The 18,119-nt window shown below is 70.3% G+C and carries 11 protein-coding genes and 1 pseudogene; 5 read left to right on the forward strand and 7 right to left on the reverse strand.

Annotation, left to right across the window (positions count from 1 at the left end):
• Window positions 1-2 precede the first annotated feature (2 nt).
• The 5 genes from cas5e to cas3 form a co-directional block, all read right to left on the reverse strand.
• Window positions 3-824, reverse strand: coding sequence for a type I-E CRISPR-associated protein Cas5/CasD (gene cas5e / locus ACFRCG_RS12600; protein ID WP_380030820.1), 822 nt, complete (start codon window positions 822-824; stop codon window positions 3-5).
• Window positions 821-2,011, reverse strand: a complete 1,191-nt coding sequence (gene cas7e, locus ACFRCG_RS12605) for a type I-E CRISPR-associated protein Cas7/Cse4/CasC (RefSeq protein WP_380030822.1) — start codon at window positions 2,009-2,011, stop codon at window positions 821-823. The genes cas5e and cas7e overlap by 4 nt, the downstream gene beginning before the upstream one ends.
• A gap of 95 nt (window positions 2,012-2,106) precedes the next feature.
• The gene (gene casB, locus ACFRCG_RS12610) at window positions 2,107-2,859 is read right to left on the reverse strand and encodes a type I-E CRISPR-associated protein Cse2/CasB (protein ID WP_380030823.1); all 753 of its coding nucleotides are present in this window, start codon (window positions 2,857-2,859) and stop codon (window positions 2,107-2,109) included.
• A gap of 108 nt (window positions 2,860-2,967) precedes the next feature.
• The gene (gene casA / locus ACFRCG_RS12615) at window positions 2,968-4,461 is read right to left on the reverse strand and encodes a type I-E CRISPR-associated protein Cse1/CasA (protein WP_380030938.1); all 1,494 of its coding nucleotides are present in this window, start codon (window positions 4,459-4,461) and stop codon (window positions 2,968-2,970) included.
• Window positions 4,462-4,723: 262 nt separating this feature from the next.
• Entirely contained in the window at window positions 4,724-7,645 is a 2,922-nt protein-coding gene (gene cas3 / locus ACFRCG_RS12620) for a CRISPR-associated helicase Cas3' (protein WP_380030824.1), read from the reverse strand.
• A gap of 363 nt (window positions 7,646-8,008) precedes the next feature.
• On the opposite strand from cas3, the gene ACFRCG_RS12625 reads away from it, so the two are divergent.
• Window positions 8,009-8,137, forward strand: a complete 129-nt coding sequence (locus ACFRCG_RS12625) for a hypothetical protein (RefSeq protein ID WP_380030825.1) — start codon at window positions 8,009-8,011, stop codon at window positions 8,135-8,137.
• Here the strand turns inward: ACFRCG_RS12625 and ACFRCG_RS12630 are convergent, their stop codons facing one another.
• Window positions 8,138-9,496 carry an AAA family ATPase gene (locus ACFRCG_RS12630; RefSeq protein ID WP_380030826.1) on the reverse strand — a complete coding sequence of 453 codons (1,359 nt, stop codon included), beginning with the start codon at window positions 9,494-9,496 and terminating at the stop codon, window positions 8,138-8,140.
• A 325-nt stretch (window positions 9,497-9,821) separates the two neighbouring features.
• Here ACFRCG_RS12630 and ACFRCG_RS12635 point away from each other — a divergent pair, with 325 nt between their 5' ends.
• The 3 genes from ACFRCG_RS12635 to ACFRCG_RS12645 all read left to right on the forward strand — a co-directional run bounded on the left by ACFRCG_RS12635 (window position 9,822) and on the right by ACFRCG_RS12645 (window position 13,296).
• Window positions 9,822-11,279 (forward strand): ATP-binding protein, encoded by a 1,458-nt coding sequence (locus ACFRCG_RS12635; RefSeq protein ID WP_380030827.1) that lies wholly within the window; start codon window positions 9,822-9,824, stop codon window positions 11,277-11,279.
• 320 nt (window positions 11,280-11,599) lie between these two features.
• Window positions 11,600-12,136 carry a DUF4365 domain-containing protein gene (locus ACFRCG_RS12640; protein ID WP_380030828.1) on the forward strand — a complete coding sequence of 179 codons (537 nt, stop codon included), beginning with the start codon at window positions 11,600-11,602 and terminating at the stop codon, window positions 12,134-12,136.
• Window positions 12,133-13,296, forward strand: coding sequence for a hypothetical protein (locus tag ACFRCG_RS12645; RefSeq protein WP_380030829.1), 1,164 nt, complete (start codon window positions 12,133-12,135; stop codon window positions 13,294-13,296). Before ACFRCG_RS12640 ends, ACFRCG_RS12645 begins: the two co-directional genes overlap by 4 nt.
• A gap of 689 nt (window positions 13,297-13,985) precedes the next feature.
• On the opposite strand, the gene ACFRCG_RS12650 is transcribed toward ACFRCG_RS12645, so the two are convergent.
• Entirely contained in the window at window positions 13,986-14,507 is a 522-nt protein-coding gene (locus ACFRCG_RS12650) for an SMI1/KNR4 family protein (protein WP_380030831.1), read from the reverse strand.
• 491 nt (window positions 14,508-14,998) lie between these two features.
• On the opposite strand from ACFRCG_RS12650, the pseudogene ACFRCG_RS12655 reads away from it, so the two are divergent.
• Window positions 14,999-18,045, forward strand: a pseudogene (locus tag ACFRCG_RS12655) (Tn3 family transposase).
• Window positions 18,046-18,119 lie beyond the last annotated feature (74 nt).

Raw genomic sequence — 18,119 nt, forward strand, 5'->3', positions numbered from 1 at the left:
CCTCAAGAGGCGGTCGGCGCGGTGGAGTCGGTGACGGCGTCGGCGGGTTCGAGGTTCAGGTGCGCGATCACCGCCGACAGGTGGGCGAGGCCCACCCCCGCGCAGAGGGCGGCGGGCAGTCGCAGCGTCGTGCGGTGCAGGGCGCGTACGCCGTAGCGGCGGGCGAGCGGGTCGAACGAGCGTGGCTCGTCCTGGATTTCGGACGCGACCGTCGTGGTGCCGCCCAATTCCGGCAGGGCGTGGTCGGAGACCACGTCGACCGCGACGGTGGCGCCCGGGTCGTCGGCGCGTCCGGGACGACGGCGGGCGAGGGGCAGCTCCAGAAGGCGGGCGATCGGGTCCGGGCCGACATCGCCCAGGACCATCGCGGCGTTGGGCGGGCACGAGCGGCGGCCCAGGTACGGCGGCCAGTGCGGTGTGCGCAGCGCCTGGGCGCACGTGCGTACGAGGTCCTCGTCCGGGGCGGTGACCGCGACGGTGAAGGCGGCGTCCTGGAGGTAGAAGCGGTGTCCGAGCACCGTCGTGGTCTCGCCGGAGCGGCGTTTGCCCTCGGCGGTGGCCACGGTGAGTCGGCGGGGCATGCCGCCGCCCACGGTGTGCAGGTCGCGCAGTCGGCTGCCGGCGCGGTCGACACGGATGACGAATCGCAGCCGGGCGAGGTCGTCGAACGGCTTGTCGCGGGTCAGGCCCTGTGCGCCGGCGATCATGCCGATCAAGCCCGAACGGGTGGGCTCGGAGGAAGTGTCGCGCTGGTGTGGGAACTGCGAGCGCTCGCCCCAGGATTGCAGCGGCGCGGCCAGGTGCAGCAGGAAACCGACGCTCACGCGCCCGCCTCCGTGGTGCCCGCAGGCGCGAGCGCGGCGTCGACGGCGGCCCGGACGAGGTCCTCGTAGGAGTCGGCGCGTGCGCCCAGGTGGGTCGGGTCCTTGGTCATCGACGAGGCGTACGCGCTGTGCCGCGCGGTCGCGCTGCCCAGGAGGCGGGTGACCGCCCCGGCGTACTCGTCCAGCGCGGCGATGGACGGCTTGGCGTAGCCGCCGCCGCGCGGGCGGACCACGGGCTCCTCGAACGCGCCCGCGTAGGAGACGGGGCGGTCGGCGCGCACGGTCAGGTGCACGAGTTCGGGGATGCTGTGCGCCGCGGTGGAGTTCTTCTTGGCGGCGGGCAGTGACATCACGGCCGCCTCCAGGAAGGCGGTGCCGATGCGGCGGGCGTCCTCGACGGAGCCTTCACCGCCGAGGTTGCGCAGCAGGTCGGCCAGGTCCAGGACGTGGTAGCGGTACAGGGTGCCGGCGGTGTGCTCGGCGTGGCCCATGTGTGCGCTGCCGGTCTCGTCGCCCCAGCCGGCGGTGACGTCGTCGACGGCGGAGAAGTAGTCGATCTCGGTGTCGGTGGCGTGGGTGGTGAACGCGTGCGCGACCTGGGCGGCGCCGTCGACCTTGGCGTCGTCGATCTCGGCGAGCATGCGCCCGAAGAGGTTGATCACGCCGTTGCGCGAGCGCAGCACGGCGTCGATCCGGTCGGCGGGCAGGACACCCTTGTCCTTGGACTTGATGCTCTTGCCGTCCTTGGCGCCTTCGAGCTCGGCACGGAACTCGGCGGCGATGGCGGCGAGTTCGCTCACGGCGGTGCCGGGGATGTACACCATGGCGTTGGTGTCCCACGGCTCGTTCGGGTCCTTGGGCTCTTTGGGCTTCTCCGCGCCGACGCCGCACGCCAGCACGGTGTGCAGGCCGGCGCGGTCGGCGAGCGGGGCGGGCCACTCGTGCTCCTCCCGGAGCACCTTGGCGACGCGCTCGGCCAGGCGGCGGGTGCGCAGGGCCTCCTCGCCGAGGGTTTGCTGCAGGCGCAGGCGCATGGCGCGCTTCCAGGACTGGCTGGAGATGCGGGTGCGGTTGACGCCGCCGAACTGGACGGTCTTGACCGAGTTGGTGTCGTCGCGGTTGAGGTTGGAGTACGGGATGGTCTGGATGACGTGCGCTTCGATGAAACGTCCGCGGATGGGGGTCATCGCTTGCTCCGTGAGGTGATGTGGCGGGCATACGGGGAACGGGGCCGAGACCGGACCCCGGGGGTGTCGGTGGGTGAGGCGGGTGGTGCGGGCGGTCAGGCGGGGTCTCGATCGTCGGCCGCGCCGGGGCCGGGCTTCGGCTCGCTTCTGGTGGCGTCCTGGTTCTCCTGGTCGTCGTCCTTGCGGGCCTTTTCGCGTTCGGCCGTGAAGCGCACGCGGTAGTACGACTGGAGCCAGCGGCGCGCGATCTCCTCGCGGTGGTCCTCCCAGGCGCGCAGGTCGCGGAGCAGGGTCACCCAGTCGATCGCGTCGGGGTTGACGGCCAACTGGCGTACGGTGGCGGGCAGATGCCGGTGCAGGCCGTCCACGCTCTGGCGACACAGGAGGCCCAGGCGTGTCTCGGCGGTGGTGGACCGGATCGTCCCTCGGCCGACCGCCTCGGCCAGGCAGACGCCGAGGTCGCGGCGGCGCCGGCGAGGCGGCGGCGCGGTGTCGCCGACCTCCGGGGTCCGCGTGCCGCCGTCGTCCTCCGTGGTCTCCGCGTCGTCCGACTCCTCGGCGCGGGCGCGGCGGGCGGCTCGGGGCAGTGAGGCGATCATGGCGGCGACGGCGTACCAGGCGCGTTCGCGGGATTCGTTGCCGCGGTCGACCTGCGGCACCAGCGTGGCGACGATCGCGTGCATGCGGGGACTGTCGTCCACCTCGCGCCGCAGTCCGCTGCGCAGTGCGGCGCGTTGCCCGGGGAACTCGCAGGAGCGGTGGATGCGGTCGACGAATTTCTGGGCCCACGGCACACCTTCGGCCTCGCGGGCGGTCGTCGGGGCGGTGGGAGTGGCAGGGCTGCTCATGGCGCACCGTGGTTCACGGTTGAGGTCCTTTCGGACATGCGAGTGGCGTTCGAAGGCCGGTATGCGCGGCCTGCGGGAAATGGCGCGGGTGGTGGTCGCCGCGCGGCCCTACGCGGCGCGTTTGCCGCCGTACAGGGTGCTGCGGGCCCGTTCGATCGCTGCGGCGGCCGCGGCGGTGCGCGGCGCGCGGGCGGTGACCCGGTCGTACACGGCTTCGGCCTGGACCCGGAAGGACCGCCAGGCGCCCTCATATTTGCGTTCGTGCATCCGGGACCAGAACTCGCGTTCGGCCTCGGGCCAGTACAGGGCCGCGGCCTCCTCGGCCCACGCGCAGGGTCCCATCTTCTCGTTGAGGATGGTGGCCCAGGCCCGTTTGACCGCGAGAGTGACACGGAAGCCGTACATCTCGCCGGCTACGCGGAGCGTGCCGATCTCGCGGGCGCGGTGGCTCTCGCCCGGTTTGAGCAGGTCGAGGATCGCCGGGGTGGTTCCGGACACGTACTGCACGTCCTTGGTCTTGCCGTCCTGCTCGAACCCGAGCGCGCGTACGCGCAGAGCCTCGGTGCCGTCGGTCTCGTACACGGTGTCGAACACCGCCGGTCGGCGAGCCTGGTTCGACCCGAGCGGATCCTTCAGCAGGAGCGCGTCGACGTCGCGCCATAGGGCACGAGCGGAGTCGGCGGGGCGCGCGTACGGGTTGCCCGCCTGGCTGATCTGCCAGATCAGGTAGGGGTCGGTGCGGGGGCGCTTCTCGCGGAAGGCCCAGGTGGCGTAGGCATCGACGACCTGGGTACCGGTGGCGTCAGGCACGAGGAGGAGGGCGTGTTGGCCGACGTCGGTCCAGCTCGAACACGGGCCCGGTGTACGCGGTGGGGCTTCCTCGGGGTTGTCGAGGTCCTTCTCCCAGGGGCACTTGTCCTCGTCGACGTCCAGGAAGCGGGCCGGGGGGATGAGGCCCGCCATGAGGGTGTGGAAGAGCGTCGCGCCCTCGGGGTGGTAGGACAACGCTCCGCGCAGCGGGCCTGCGGAGACGTCCGCGGCCGTGGTGGCGCCCGCGGTGCGGCTGGAGCAGCGGCCGGAGGGCCCGTAGTAGATCCACATCAGCAGGTGCGCGACGGCCTCCTCGGCGTCCAGCGGACGCGGATCGGCGTCGCGGTGATGACCAAACCACACGTGGTTGTTGCCGGCAGGCCTGCCGAACACGAGTTTGTTCAGGCCGGAGGGCTTGGGGCACTGCGCGCTCAGCCGGGGGTCCTGGAGGAAGGGACGTTCGCCGAACAGGTCGAACCGGCCTGGGTGTTCGGCGAAGTATCGGTCCACGTCGTCCTTGTCCAGGTGGCCCTTGTCCAGCCGCTCGTCGCGCAGTCCGTCCCAGTCGTCCTCGCTGCCGTCCAGGCCGGTGACGCGGGCGGCGAGCGCGTACAGGACGCGGTAGAGGGCGGAGAGCGCGGGCGGCGGGCCGAACTCGAGTGCCTCGATCTCGTGGGCGTGGCACAGGACGTCGCGCAGACCCACAACGGTGCCCTCGTGGGTGGCCCCCGCCGCCCATCGCACCGGAATCCAGTTCCGCGTGACGAGATCGAAACTCGCCTCGCTGGCCATCGACAACGGTGGTCCTCTCTCCGAGTCCCTCGGATGTGTGAGCGTCATGGATCGCGACGAAGCCGGCGAGCGGTGGCACGTCGTCGACGACGTTTCCTGGGCATGCCGCAGCTCGGCCATAAACACGGCCGCGACACCCAAGGGCGACGTCAGGTCACGCTACAGAAGGGCACCGACAACGCGGACCCGATTTGCGATTCCCCGGCAACCATGGGCTGTTGCCCCGCGAGGACCGGCTCGTCTCCGCGGTCCCGCCCCGCGCCTACTCCTCCACCTCGCGCAGCCCGCGCTCGTCGTCGTAGGCGACGCGCCCGCGCGCCAACACTCCCCGCCAGGTTCCGTGGGCGGTGCGGCGCATCGGAAGCACCAGCCAGTACCGGGCGATGGCGCTGCGCTGCCACGACCGCGGCAGTTCAGCCAGATCCGCGCCGTCGGCCAGCCACGACCCCGGCGTGGGGATCATGAACGCGGCGATCTTCTCCTGCTGCGCGCGGGTCAACGGACGGGCCGAACCCCAGCCGGGGACCGGGACCTCACCGGCCTCGTCCAGGCTCCAGAGGTCATCACCCTGCTCGTACACGCAGACCAACTGCCCTGAGTCGGCGCCCAGGCGGGTGGTGATCAGGGCCTCGTCGACGAGTCCGGTGCCCGGGCTGAAGCGCTGCTGCAGGTCGTGGCGGGGCTCGTACGGACGTTTGACCGCGACCATGTTCGCCAGTTCGCGCTCGGCGGCCTCACGGGTGGCACGGCGGCGCTCCGCGGCCTTGCGCGTTGCCGCGTCGGACGCCGGCGAGGTGCCGGGCGGCGTCGCCGGATCCAGGAGGAACGCGTCCGTGTAGACGTTGTCGATCACCCGTTGCACGTCCTCGGGAACGGCGATGGCCGGACGTGCGCTCAGTTCGTCCCGAGTGCCCTGCAGCAGCGACGCGTCGTAGATCTTCTCGCCCCACGCCTTGGGCAACGCGAACGTGCCATCCTCGCCCACCGGATCCAGCACCACCATGGTCGGATCCTCGTGCAACCAGGGCGGCCGGAACTTCGCGTGCAAGTCCTTGCCCTTGCTCGAGCCGTGTTCGTGCCGACGGCATCGGCCGCTGCGCTGGAGCAACTGCGCGGCGGGGGCCAGGTTGCTGATGATGAGGTCGAAGTCCAGGTCGAGGGACTGCTCGACGATCTGAGTCGCGACGACGATGGCGGACGTGGGGCGCGGGCCCGCCTTGCCGAAGGCGGTCTCGACGCGCTCGGTGATCCGTGCCCGATCCTTCATCCGAAAGCGAGAGTGCAGCAACCGCAGTTCGGGCCGCTCGCGATCGGCGGGCAGGGTCGACAACCAGGTCCGCAGGTCCTCATGTGTGGCCTGGGCCTCCGCCACCGTCGTGCAACAGACGAGGACGTTCCCGCCCTGGTCGACGACGGGCGCGAGTAGGCGACGGATCACGAAGGAGAGCCGGTGCTTCGGATCGCCCTCGCTCTTCTTGTCCGGCCGCTGCACCGGAACTACCTCGAAGCGGAGGGTGCGTGTCCGTTCGCTGCGCACCGAGCGGGGTTCGGAGACGCTGCCCGTCCCGGCGTCCACATACGTCCACCCGGGATAAACGGGCGACCACTCCTCCGTCTTGGACGGCTTGTGTCCGCAACCGCGGCGATAAGCCTCGACCATCGCCCGCGCGGCGGGCCCGGCAAGCGTGGCGGACAAAAGGATCACCGGTGTCCGGAACGCGCCCAGCCACTCGACCAGGCGCAGGAGGAGCTCGTTCATCCACGCCCCGTAGGCGTGCGCCTCGTCGATCACGACGACCTTGTCCGAGGCGCCGAACAGCCGCATCACGTTGTACCTCACCGGCAATACCCCGGTGAGGAGTTGGTCGATGGTGACCACGGACAGCGGCGCGAGCAGTCCCCGTCGCGCGCCGAGCAACCACTGGGTGGGCTCGTGCGCGGACCCACTCGTCAACGCCACGTCCGCCCCGGCGTCCGGATCGCCGTCGGCGGCGGTCTCGCCCGGGTCGGGGGTGCTCAGCCACGCGGTGCTGTGCACCTTGGTCAGCGGGGTCGGGCCGAGCAGTGTTCGGCCAGCGTACTTGGCCACGCGCGCGTGCATCGCATCGGTGGTCGCCATGGTCGGCAGCGCGAACACCATGCCGCGCGCCCCCGAGGCGCGCGCCAGGATCCGCGACGCGTACAGCGCCGCCTCGGTCTTGCCCTCCCCCGGCGGCGCCGTCACCAACAGCAGCCCCGGCCCGGTCACCAGGTCCGGCAAGTCGTCGATCAGCGAGCGCTGCAAGGGATTCGGTGTCACGGGACGTCCCGGCTCGAACTCGAACTGCTCCTCGAACGCCATCTCGTGGAACTCGGCCCGCCCCAACCCCGCGCGGACCACCAGGGCCGGGGCGTCGGCGACGGCGCGCTCCCAGTGCGCGCTCACCTCGTCGTCGGAGGCGGTCCAGCCGAGGTAGGGAATACGCTCGCGGATGAAGTCGTCCTGACTGGCCAGCCAGTCCGCGACCATCACCAGAGCGGCCAGGACGACGGTCGGCGCCACGGGCAGCGGTCCCGGCGGCACCGCATGGGCACCGGTCAGCGTCCGCAGGACCCGGGCGTGCGCGTGGCTCTGGCTCGCCCACGCCCCGTCGCCGAGCCCGGCTCGTTCGGCGCGCGGCGCCCGCCGTTCGGCCGCGTTCAGCGCATCCCAGAACCTGCCGTGATGCCCACCGAGGAGTTGCGCAATCTGGTGCCCGACGTCCGTACGCGCCTGGGCGGTCTGCGGATAGCCGAGCGCGGCCAGCACCTCGACGAGGATCCAGTGACTCGCCTGGCTGTGGTGGAGGTCGTCCCGCCGCGCGTTGGCCCCGACCCGGTACGCGGGATCCCGGTCGAGGACGTCCGCCAGTCGACCCACCTTGCCCTGGAACGGCGGGCTGATCTTCCCGATGTCGTGAAGCCCGGCCCAGAAGCCCACCAGGCACCGCAGTTCTGCCACCGAAACCCCGGCCTCCGCCGCCAGGCGCAGCCGCGTCTTGTCCGTGAACAACGCGTCGAACAACGCCTGCGCGATGGCCGCGGTGTCGACGAGGTGACAGACGAGCGGGTAGTACGCGTGTGGGTTCCCGGGAGACGCGAGCCCCTTCTCCTTGCCCCAGATGCGGTGATCGAGGGCACAATTCTCCACGAGCACAAGCCCCACGCTTCCGTATTCAAGAATCCGATGCCCCCACCGCCCCCGCCAACGCCCGAACCGGTCGCGCCGCAGGGTCAACGGTGTCCAGCCCTCCAACCGAGAGCGGCCACCCGGGAACGTCGGCGGCGTCGGGAAGCCACCGATTCGGCATGTGGATGATATGCGGCGCAATCACCTCGGAGGTCACGATCGGCTCAGAAGATCGTGGGGAACGGCACTTGGCCTTCACGGCCCAACGCCCTTACGTCGTAACTTCGTTCGAAGACACAGACGATCGGTACCATCGGAGGACCGAGCCACGTCGCCAGCGAGCCACGTTCGACATTCGAAGCTGTCAAGGTTCAATATCCACTGAACGAGATCCTGCCGGTGCTCGCTGACGCGGGTATCCCGGACGAGGTCGTACGCGAGGCCGCGTGGGAAAATCCCGTGAGCCGACTGCGGGCCGCGCACGCCGAGGCCACCGTGCGGTTGCTGGATGCTTTGACCCGCCGCTGATCAACCGTCGTTCTCCTCGGCTCCCGCCAGACGGACCGCGACATCGTGCGCCCGGCTGGCGGGCGAACTCGTCAACTGCTCCTTGAGTTTCCGGTAGCGCCCGGCCTGGGCGGCATCGGCGTGACCGGTTACGACCGCGACCTCGAGGGTGACGAGTTGGCCACGGAGACGTCGCGCGCACACGGAGTAGGGCGTATCGAGTCCGAAGAGGCCGGACAGGACGGCGTCGTCGCCGCTCCCGAACACGACGCGTTCATACAGGTCGTCGGACACCGTGTGAGGTGGCGCGGTCCGGTCCGGTCCGGGGAGTTGGACCAGACCGTTCTCGTCTGCGGCCTGGCAGGTGTACGGGCTGTGCGTGGTGACGATGAACTGGATGTTTGGGAAGTGCGTCTTGAGCCACGTCCCGATGCGTTGTTGCCATGACACGTGCAGATGCGCGTCGACGTCGTCGATGAGCACGACGCCGGGTGCGGTGACGACGACGTTCGCACCCTGGATCTCGACGGTGAGCACGCCGTATGCCTGGTGGACCTGTCGGAGAACGTCGACAACGAGAGCGGCGACCGCTCGATACCCGTCACTCATTTCCCGCAGAGGCCAGGTATTGTCTCCGTTTTCGCGCTCGACCCACAGACCTTCCGAGTCCACGCTTCTCATGCGGTAACCCTCCGGCAGGAGTCCGTCGTCGAGTACGGCCATGACGGCGGCCTTGAGGTCGGCGGCGCCCGGTCGATTCTCCAACACACGCAAGTGCTGGTTGATCAACCATCCGACGCCCTCGGCGAGGGATGCGTCCTGGTGAAAGAGGCCGGCCATTCGGGCCACCGGCCCGGGGGTCGACATCGGACGGTGGGCCTCCCCGACTCCGGCAACCAAGCGTCGGACTGGGCCGTATGCGGCGCAGAACCATCCCGACGGATTGTTGCGCCAAGGTCCCCATCGTGGAAGAGGCGCCCCTCGCTCCTCCGGTGTCACCGTCATGGAGGGTTGTCGCCCTCGGGCATCGGCCTCGGGAGCCGTCCATTTCAGGCCGGCCCAGAACTCCCGGACGCTCGGCGTTTCTTGCGCGGGGGCGAAGCGGTCGAACGCGCCGTCGTGAGCCAGCAGAACTCTGGCCGTCGCGAACCGACGACCGGACGAGATCCAGTTCGCGAAGTCCGACACCAGATTCCGCGCGACATCCGGACCGCTGATCGCCAGCGCAATCGCCTGCAGCAGCGTGGTCTTGCCGGAGCCGTTGCGTCCCACCAGGACGGTCCAGCCGGCGTGGCCACCGTCCTTGCGTGTCAGGTCCAGGCCGACCGGCGGGCCGCTGAACCCATGGATGTTCGTGAGCTCGATACGAGAGATATACATGTGCCGCCTTGCCGCGCCGACGGGCCGGGACTGTGACGACGGTAGTCGAGAGCGGCTGGCCGCCGTGAATGGGCGCCACACTCGTCTTCGGCCTCGATCGTCCGTGCGACACCTTCCGTGGTGGCATCGTCTGCTTGGCCAGGTCTCAGGAAGGTTCAGGCTCCTGGCCGCCTCGGAGTTCGCTGCCACAGTCCGCTCTGCGGTATCCCGGGACGGCTCACGTACCGCTGACCACGCGACCGACGCATTCTGTAATAACTACAGTTATAATAAACGTGTTCATCATTGCCGACGCCCGGGTGGGATCGTGCACAAACCGTCCGACATGTTCGATCGTGACTTCGAGTGGTCAGAGCTGGTGCGTTTCGCCGCCTACCGCGGGCGTGAGGCGACGCTCGGGGTGGTCTCCGGGCGGCGGCGTCAGGGCAAGACGTTCCTGCTGGACGCGCTGTGTCGGGAGACGGGCGGGTTCTACTTCTCGGCGACCGAGGCCACCGAGGCCGAGTCGCTGCGCCAGTTCGGGGCCGCCCTCGCGCGCCACACCGGCCAACCGATCCCCTACCGGTTCGCGCACTGGGAGGAGGCCGTCGAGACACTGATGACCATCCCCACACCCGACGGCCGACCCATGCCCGTGGTGATCGACGAGTTCCCGTTCCTGGCCAAGGCCTCGCCCGAACTACCCTCGCTCCTGCAACGCGCGCTCGGGCCGAACGCGCGCCGTGACGGCGCCCCGATCCGGCTGCTGCTGTGCGGCTCGGCGCTGTCGTTCATGGGCAACCTGCTCACCGGGACGGCGCCGTTGCGCGGGCGTGCGAGCCTGGAACTGGTGGTGCCCACCCTCGACTACCGTCTCGCCGCGCGATTCTGGGACATCGACGACCCCACCCTCGCCGTCCTCGTCAACGCCGTCGTCGGCGGAACCCCCGCCTACGCCCGCGAGTTCACCCTCGGCGACACCCCCGCCGACCTCGACGACTTCGGCCCCTGGGTGCAACGCAACGTCCTCAACCCCGGACGCCCCCTCTTCCGCGAGGCCCGCTTCCTCCTCGCCGAGGAACCCGACCTGCGCGACACCGCCCTCTACCACGGCGTCCTGTCCGCGATCGCCGACGGCAACCACACCCGAGGCGGCATCGCAAGCTACCTCGCCCGCAAATCCACCGACCTCGGCCACGCCCTCGCCGTCCTCGAGGACACCGGGATGATCATCCGCGACCCGGACGCCTTCCACGGCAAACGCTCCGCCTACCGCATCGCCGAGCCCATCGTGTCCTTCTACCACGCGGTCATGCGCCCGGAATGGAGCGATCTGGAACGCCCCGGCCACGCCGCGGAGGTCTGGGAACGCTCGCAGGCCACCTTCCTGAGCAAGGTCGTCGGCCCGCACTTCGAACAACTCTGCCGCGCCTGGACCCGCTGGTACGCCTCCCCCGAAACCCTCGGCGGCCGGCGCGTGCGTGTGCAATCCGGCACCATCCCCGACCCCGCCGCCAAGACCGGCCTCGAAGTCGACGTCGCCGTCTTCGGCCGCGACGACCACGGCCGCGAAACCCTCCTCGCCATCGGCGAGGCCAAGTGGAAGGCCCGCATGGGCCGAGCCCACCTGGCCCGCCTCGAACGCATCCGCGAACTCCTCGCCCACCGCGACGGCATCGACGCCGGCCACACCCGACTGCTCTGCTTCAGCGGCGACGGCTTCACCGACGACCTCCACACCGCCGCCACCGACAACCCCGACCTCCAACTCGTCGACCTGGAACGCCTCTACAACGGATCCTGACGGTCGGGCCGAACCGTGCTCGCACCGTTTTGGTCCTGCTCCGGCACACGCCTTCACGGAGAGCGCGGCGGTGTCCCGGGTATGGAGCACCACGGTTCGGGAGACCCGGCCCAGCGGAGGCGTCGGGCTCCGGCGCGCTCGCCTGATTGGCGGCGATCAGTCCCGCCCGCCGCCACTGTTGGTGACTCGAGGGGGCGCGTGGCCCTGCTTAGACCCCTGCCGATGTATCGGGTCTCTGATCCTGCCGAATTTCCCGAACGCCTGACCGAGACGTGTGGTCGGCGCTACGTTCGGCGTGCTGCCGGAGTCGGGGGGATGCGGTGGGTGACGAAATGGCGCGGGAGCGCGACGGATTGCCCGAGAACGCGCGGAAAGAGCACTTCAGTCTGGGCTTCGTGCAGGTCATAGCCGCCGCGGCGGGGTGTGGCGTGAAGTTTCACGCAGCGGACTACGACGGCGTGGATATGACCATTGCGTCGTCGTGCGACTACGGTAAGTACGTGGGGCCCGAGTTCGAGTTGCAGGTGAAGTGCACCGATCGCGCCGATCTGTTGCGGGATGAGGCGCTGGCCTGGGACATGGACGCGGGGCCGTATCGGCATCTGGCGAACCCGAGGCGGTTCAACCGGGCGTATCTGGCGGTGTTGCTCGTGCCGAAGGACGCGGAGACGTGGCTCGATCAGAGCGAGGAGCGGATCCTGTCCGCGAGTTGCATGTATTGGGCGGATCCGGCCGAGTGGCCGCCGCTCGCCGAGGGGCAGTCGACGAAGCGCGTCAAATTACCGAGAAGTAATATCTTCAGGCCGGCGACGGTGCTTGAGATGATGAAGGACATCGGCGAGGGAGGCTGGCGATGAGCGCCTCGACCATCGGCCGCTACGGCGAACTCGACCGGGTGCTCTCCCCCGCCGTCGTCTCCGGCCACCTCGCCGCCCACGGATGGACCCTCGAGGCCCGCCAGGCCCACGTCAAGGAACTCTGGCGACTTGAGGACGACACCGGCGGCCTCACCGCCCGGATCCTCCTCCCCCTCGCCACCGACTACGAGGACTTCCGCCGCCGCTTCGACGAGGCCCTGTACGGCATCGGACGCGTCTACGGCTGGGACCCGGAAACACTCCTCGAACACGTATCCGCGACCCACGCCGACCTGTTCTACATCCGCCTGGACCAGAGCCTCCGCGACGGAACGATCTCATTCGAACAGGCCGACGAAACCCTCAGGGGCATCCACAAGATGCTCGGCGCGGCCGCGATGACCGCCGCCGACCCCGAACACACCCGCTCCGGTGGCCGCCGACCCGCCGTCGTACGCGAGTTCCTCACCGACGACGTCCGCCTCGGCCACACCAAACGCGGCAGCTTCATCTTCACCATCGTCACCCGACTCGGGGAACCGGCCCCCGCGGGCCCCCCGGCGGACGAGCGCCCGTTCCCCCGACGCGTCATGGAAACACTCGCCCGCGGACTCGAAACCACCCGCGACGCGGCCCTGTCGACCACTCGCGGCGACGCCCCCGGCATGAGCCTGGGCCTCGTCGAATCCCTGGAGGACCTGACAAAGGCCCCCGGGCTGCGCGCCCTCGACCTGTCCTTCGAGTGGTCCCCGGTCCTCCCCTCGCCGCCCGCGATCCGCCACGTCCTCATGGGCCGCGACGTCATCGGCGAACTGCCCCGCGTCCGCGAGGGCTTGGCCCGCCGCGAGGAACCACCTACCCGACAGACCGTCGTGGGCCCGGTCAAATCCCTCACCCGTGAGAACGCTGGCACGGACACCCAGGAACGCGGAACCGTCGTACTCCTCGCGGACATCCCGGACAAGGGCATCCGCAACATCCACGTAACGCTCACCGGCGAGAACTACGACTGGGCCATCCGCGCACACCGCGCCAAGCTCCCCCTCACCGTCACCGGAGACCTCACCCGCGAACGCCGCACCTGGCGACTCCTGGGCGAGGTCACCCTCGACACGACGTTCCTCGCACACGTCCTCGACCGCCCGACCCACGAAGGCTGACGCCCGAAGCGGTGAACAAGCAGGCGGGATTCGGTGCCCGGGTCACCGGACGCCATATTCCGGCAGAGCGACGGGCGTTCCGCAGATCGATCCGCATGGTCTTCGCGCACCGTGCGGTGACGGTCCCCGGCAGTCGCTGGACCACGCCTACGGGGACGGCACCGACGACCCGGACCGGATGCGGGCGCTGTACTCGGACGGCCCAGGTCACGTGGGTGAGGCCTAGAGTCGGTTGTTCAACAGCGCGCTGCACCAGGGGTCGGTGTACCCGGCGACTGTGGCCGCCGGGCGTTCCTCGCCCACGCCGCCGTGCACACCGCCCCCGGGCGGGCGTCTGCGCTCGCGTTCATCACGGGCGCGGACGACTCGGGGCCCGCGCCCGGCCGCGGCGATCAGCCCAACCGGCCTTTGGGCGCCTCGGCGACGAATGCCTCGACCCGCCCGTCTACCGCGCCGGCGCCCGCGCCGCCACTCGGGAACAGGCACTGATCGACCTCGCCGACCACCTCGTACGCGTGGGACCGACCCGCGATCGAGGATCGTTCATGTAGGGGCGAGGCGGTTCAATGCCTGTGCGGGGCCGCTCCGGCGTCGATGCCGTCGCCCGACACGTCGCCGAACGCGACCCAGCCGTACGACGCACCATCCGGCGTTGATGCCGCTGCTCGTCTGCGGCTCATGCCATTTCGTCAGCGTTGCCCGTGATCGAGCGTGAGGGCAACGTCGCGGAGCATCGCACTGATGGAGGCCCACAGCGGCTCACCGAGGCCCCACTGTTCGTGGTCCCACACGAACACCGCACCGTACGAGGCTCCCGGCCTCAGGTCGACGATGAGCCCGTCGCCGCCCGGACTGTGCGCGAACGGCAGGTACCGGGGGTGGAACCGGGGTTCGGCCTCGCCGTTCTCGTCGACTGTCGGCGGACCCTCGTCGTCGGAGACCCGCAGCCAGATCTCCCGTGTCTCCACGGCCTCGTCCAGATCGATCGGGGCGAACACGTCGTCGCCGCCCGGAATCCAGAAGTCGGCGCTCACATCGGCCAGAGACCACCACTCGTGCACGTCCTCGGGCATCGCCGCTTCCAAGCGGGCCTCGACCGCCCCACGCCGACCCTCGTCCGCGGCGGCCCGCCGGACGCGAGACCCGTCCACATTCAGGCGGACGTTGACGTGGTCCCACAGCCCCCGCACACCAAGATCGTCTTCAGTCATGCCCGGCAGCCTCCCAGATCCTGGGGACAGGATGGGGACCATCCCGCACCGGTCGACCACCGGGAAGCGCTGCGGCGGGCATTCTGTCGGTCTCCGGCCGTCTCAGGTCACGTCCCGGGAAACCCCGCCCCGGCATCGATGCCGTCGCCGGATGCAACCCCGGCGCGATGGACCGTCCGGTCGCCGACCGCGGGGGGAAGTCGACGCGCCCACACCAGGATCCGTCGCGTATTCGGTGACGCACCCGCACCTACATCGGGCGTCGCCAGGCTGTGAACGGGCGAAGGTGCGGTCCGCGCGCCGCCAGGACTCGACGGCCGACCAACCCGATCAGGCGGAGATCCCGGGCACCGCCCGGCATCCCGGGGTCTGAGGAACATCGATGTCAGATCGTGCGCTAAGGCTTCTCCGGGCTGATTGGCGCGTTGACCTGGGGTGATTGCGGGGCGGAGCCTTCGCAGGTCGTTGTTGTTGACCTTCGGAGGTCTGTGGTGGCGGTCGAGTTCCTGTGGGATGAGCAGGCGGCCAGGTACGGGGCGATTGTCGGGGCTCCGTCGCGGGCGGAGTTGGAGCGGTACTTCTTCCTGGACGACGCGGACCGGGAGTTGATCGAGGGGAAGCGGCGGGCGCACAACCGTCTCGGGTTCGCGGTGCAGTTGACGAGTGTGCGGTTTTGGGGCCGGTTCATGCCGGACCCGCGGCGGGTGCCGGCGGAGGTCGCCGGGTACCTGGCGGAGCAGCTCGGGATCGCGGATCCGTCGTGCTTGAATGAGTACGGGGAGCGGGACGGGACGGCGCGGACGCATGCCGGGGAGATCCAGGAGGCGGGCGGCTGGCGGGACTTCGCCGAGGTTCGCGAGGCGCTGGTCGTGTGGTTGGACGCGCGGGCGTGGACGACCGGGGACGGGCCGAAGGCGTTGTTCGATGCGGCGGCCGGGTGGCTGCGCGAGCGCCGGGTCCTGTTGCCCGGAGCGAGCCGCCTTGCCCGGCTGGTGGGACGGTGCGGGAGGCGGCGAACCAGCGGCTGTGGGACACGCTGTGCGGGCTGCTGACGACGGGGCAGCGCGGGGTGCTGGACGCGCTGTTGACCGTGCCGCCGGGTGCGCGGGTCTCCGAGCTGGACCGGCTGCGGCGCGGCCCGGTGCAGATCTCCGGCCCGCAGATGAAGAAGGCACTGGAGCGCATCGCGGAGATCGCCGCGTTGGGCGTGGGCGAGCTGGACGTGTCGGCGATACCTCCGCGCCGTCTGGCGGAGCTGTCGCGGTACGGGGTGGACGGCAAGGCGTCGCTGCTCAAGCGGCACACTGACGAGCGGCGTCTGGCGACGCTGCCGGCGACCGCGGTGCACCTGGCGGAGCGGGCGGTGGACGACGTGCTGGACCTGTTGGACGTGCTGGTCGCCACGAAGCTGCTGGCGCGGGTCGAGCGGGAGAGCGCGAAGGCGAAGCTGAAGACGCTGCCGCGCGTGGAGCGGGCGTCGGCGAAGCTGGCGACCGCGTTCCAGGTCGTCTTCGACACGACCGCCGAGCAGGTCGACACCGAGACCGGGGAGGTCACCCCGCCTGAGGTCGATTCGCTGGCGGGGATGTGGGAGCGGATCGAGGCGGTGGTCCCGCGCGACGAGCTGGCCGCGGCGATCGCCGCGCTGTTCGAGCTGACGCCGCCGCTGGACTCAGACGCCGATGCGGCGTGGCGGGCGCTGCTGGTGTCCCGGTTCGGCACCGTGCGGCCGTTCCTGAAACTGCTCGTCCAGGTCGTGGACTTCGGCGCCACCCCGGAAGGCAAGCCGGTCCTGGCCGCGTTGAAGACGCTGCCGGAGCCGGCCAACCGCAAGAAGGTCGCGCCCGCGGAGATCGACACCGATCTGCTTGCCGGCTCCTGGCGGCGCTTGGTGCTGGCAGCGCCGGGGCTGGAGCCGGGCACGGTGGACTGGAAGGCGTACGTGTTCTGCGTGCTGGAGCAGTTCCACCGGATGCTGCGCCGCCGTGAGGTGTTCGCGAAGAACTCCTCCAAGTGGGGCGACCCGCGGGCCAAGCTGCTCGCCGGTGACGCCTGGGAGCTTACCCAGCCCACCGTGCTGGCGTCGCTGAACCTGCCCGCCGCCCCCGGCGCGCACTTGGAGGCGCGCGCCGCACTGCTGGACGGCACCTACCGTGAAGTCGCGGTCCGGGCGCCGGCCATCACCTTCGACGACGCGGGCCGTCTGCACTTCGCCGCGCTGGAGCCGGAGCCTGAACCCGCCTCGCTGCTGGACCTGCGGGCAGCGGTGAACGGCATGCTGCCGCGCGTCGACCTGCCCGAGGTCCTGCTGGAGGTGTTCGCCTGGACCGGCGCAGACACCGCGTTCACCTCGGTCACCGGCGGCGAGGCCCGGCTGAAGGACCTGCACATCACGATCGCCGCGCTGCTGGTCGCGCACGGCTGCAACGTCGGCTACACCCCCGTGATCGGCGGGGCGGACGCGCTGAAGTACGGGCGGCTCTCCCACGTCGACCAGACGTACCTGCGGCTGGCGACCTACCGGGCGGCGAACGCCACCCTGATCGAGCACCAGGCGTCGATCGCGCTCGCTCAGGCGTGGGGCGGCGGGCTGGTCGCCTCGGTCGACGGCGTGCGGTTCGTGGTGCCCGTGCCGTCGGTGTACGCGCGGCCGAACCCGCACTACTTCGGGCGCCGCGGCGGCGCAACATGGCTGAACCTGCTCAACGACCAAGCCGCCGGCCTGGGCGGGAAGGTCGTGGCCGGCACCCCGCGCGACTCGCTGTACGTGCTGGACGTGCTCTACGACCGCGACGGGGGGAAGCGCCCGGAGATGATCGTCACCGATACCGCGTCGTACAGCGACATTGTCTTTGGCCTGCTGACCTTGGCCGGGTTCGCGTACGCGCCGCAATTGGCCGACCTGCCCGACCAGAAGATGTGGCGCATCGACCGCACCGCCGACTACGGAGCCTTCCAGGACGCGGCCCGCGGCCGGATCGACCCGGACCGGATCGAGCGGCACTGGCACGACATCCTGCGGATCATCGGCTCGATCCACACCGGCGCTGTGCGCGCCTACGACGTCATCCGCATGCTGTCGCGCGACGGCCGCCCGACGCCGCTGGGCAACGCGATCGCGCACTACGGACGGATCTCCAAGACCCTGCACATCCTGCGGCTGGCCGACGAACCCGGCTACCGGCGGCAGATCAAGGTTCAGGCCAACCTGCAGGAGGGACGCCACGCGCTCGCCCGGAAGATCTTCCACGGCAAGCAGGGCCAGCTCTACCAGCGCTACCAGGACGGCATGGAGGACCAACTCGGTGCGCTCGGCCTCGTCCTGAACGCCCTGGTCCTGTTCAACACCCGCTACATGGACGCCGCGGTCACCCAGCTCAGGGCGGACGGGTTCGACGTCCGCGACGAGGACGTCGCCCGTCTCTCGCCGTTCGTCCGCCATTACATCAACATGCTCAGGCGGTACTCCTTCCGCCTTCCCGAACTGCCGGGCGGGATGCGGCCCCTACGCGCCCCAGACGCACCTGCCGAGGAGTAGCTGCCGGTCCGGGCCGCCCCGCAGGCGGCCCGGAACGGTGTGGGCGCCGAGCCGGGGGGTAGGCAGCCCCCCAC

Source organism: Embleya sp. NPDC056575 (assembly GCF_042793325.1).
GTDB lineage: Bacteria > Actinomycetota > Actinomycetes > Streptomycetales > Streptomycetaceae > Embleya.

What these genes read in the sequence shown, in the direction of transcription:
- cas7e (WP_380030822.1), bottom strand. Translation starts at nt 2,011, where the DNA reads ATGACCCCCATCCGCGGACGTTTCATCGAAGCGCACGTCATCCAGACC.
- ACFRCG_RS12645 (WP_380030829.1), top strand. Translation starts at nt 12,133, where the DNA reads ATGAGCGCCTCGACCATCGGCCGCTACGGCGAACTCGACCGGGTGCTC.
- ACFRCG_RS12650 (WP_380030831.1), bottom strand. Translation starts at nt 14,507, where the DNA reads ATGACTGAAGACGATCTTGGTGTGCGGGGGCTGTGGGACCACGTCAAC.
- ACFRCG_RS12630 (WP_380030826.1), bottom strand. Translation starts at nt 9,496, where the DNA reads ATGTATATCTCTCGTATCGAGCTCACGAACATCCATGGGTTCAGCGGC.
- ACFRCG_RS12635 (WP_380030827.1), top strand. Translation starts at nt 9,822, where the DNA reads ATGTTCGATCGTGACTTCGAGTGGTCAGAGCTGGTGCGTTTCGCCGCC.
- casB (WP_380030823.1), bottom strand. Translation starts at nt 2,859, where the DNA reads ATGAGCAGCCCTGCCACTCCCACCGCCCCGACGACCGCCCGCGAGGCC.
- casA (WP_380030938.1), bottom strand. Translation starts at nt 4,461, where the DNA reads ATGGCCAGCGAGGCGAGTTTCGATCTCGTCACGCGGAACTGGATTCCG.